Genomic DNA, 1,595 nt, shown 5'->3' on the forward strand with positions numbered 1-1,595 from the left:
ACCTCGGCGACCTCATCACTTCGATCCAGCCTACCGAATGCAGCAACTACTTCGCCAACGCAGGATACGCTTCTATCAAAACGTGAAACGCTCTAAGTCTCGCAATCTCTTTGTTAAGATCAGGCCGGCTTTTCAGCCGGCCCTTTGTCTTGGAGCACAGAATGGCAAGCAAAACGCGCCCGAGGCGCCCAGATTCAGAATCCTCTCAAGCGGAGATCGCGATTTACCTCGACTATTCCTTCGAGCATGACGACTTGAGGGGAATTTGTCGGGCCATCGGCGACGTCACCAAGCTTTTTTCTATTCCAGAGATAGCGAGAATAGCTGGCGTTCGACGGGAAAGTGTCTATCGCGCCTTCGCGGGAAACGAGGTTGCAACGCTTACCACGATTGTGAACGTGCTATCAGCCATGGGATTCGGTTTAGGAGTCAAAGTACTGCAGCGAAGTCCTGCAGTGGCTCGGCGAAGAACCCGGTGAAGTTATCGCCCGTGGCGTGGGGCGGCGCCGATCTCCGCAGACGGGATCTGCGCGGCGATCGCGAGCTCGGGCACGCGCGAAACGATGGCAATCAAACAAGTCATTGATGAGATGTTAATTGCCCGGCTCGCAGTTCCCGGCGCTAACTCTGATGTCGACTATCGAACTTGCGACATGCTATCGGCCGGCGACTCGTGCGAGAGCACCAAAAAAGCGGTGACAAATCAAACATTAGCAATTGGCACGAGCCTTGAACGGAGGGAGTCATCCCGCATCGCCTGCTCAAGGAATCACAGAGATGGCTTACAAAATTATCGCCTCCCAGTGCACGGTCTGCGGCGCATGTGAGTTCGAATGCCCAAATGCTGCAATCAGTCTCAAGAACGATATATATGTTATGGATTCCAAGAAGTGCACTGAATGCAAGGGGCATTTCGACGCGCCGCAATGCGCCGTCGTCTGCCCGGTCCCTGGCACCTGCGTGCCGGCGTGACACGCCGACGAGACGCGCAAGAGTGAGATGCTATCGGCGGCCGCCGCCTATCTGGTCGGCCGCCTGATTGGCTGGGTCGCGGGCCCCGAGCTCTGAGTAAGTTGCGCGATCGCCTACGCGGCAAAGCGCGCACGCAGGCACCGATACCAAAATGCCGGAGCGTTCCTTGCGCAAGCGGAGCAGCGATTGGAGCAGTTCGAGAAGCGGTCGACCGGGTGCGCCGGATCCGAGAAGGCACCACCTCGCCAACATTGTGCCCTGGCATTTTCTCAGGGAACGCGTGAGCGCTGTCAAATGAGCGCCGGTGGATCACGAAGGCAATTGTCTTCCTCGACGAATTACGAGCGGCTTCTGACCGAGCGCACCACAATGGTTGCGATCACACGGATCTCCGACGTCTCGCTGCTCGAGCGCTTGGCGTGCCGGCGACGTGTCGTGCTTCCTTTCTAAGGCACGCATGAAGAGATCGATACGCTGGCTGGCGCGCTTAACAAAACGCCAGAGCTGTTCGCATGAGCGGGCGAGCCGACTATAGCGCGACAATCTGGGTGGGGAGCGCGCGACAATCAGGATGGCGAGTCAGTGTCGCGGCGAGATGATGATTGCTGCGAAGATTGTCGCGC

1 protein-coding gene is annotated in these 1,595 nt (G+C 57.7%); it reads left to right on the top strand.

Translation table 11 applies throughout. From position 1 onward, the window contains the following. Positions 1–777 precede the first annotated feature (777 nt). On the top strand, positions 778–972 hold the full coding sequence (locus K288_RS51935) for a 4Fe-4S binding protein (protein WP_084800143.1): 195 nt from the start codon (positions 778–780) through the stop codon (positions 970–972). Positions 973–1,595: the final 623 nt, after the last annotated feature.

The organism is Bradyrhizobium sp. Ai1a-2 (assembly GCF_000426245.1).
Lineage (GTDB): Bacteria > Pseudomonadota > Alphaproteobacteria > Rhizobiales > Xanthobacteraceae > Bradyrhizobium.

What these genes read in the sequence shown, in the direction of transcription:
- K288_RS51935 (WP_084800143.1), top strand. Translation starts at nt 778, where the DNA reads ATGGCTTACAAAATTATCGCCTCCCAGTGCACGGTCTGCGGCGCATGT.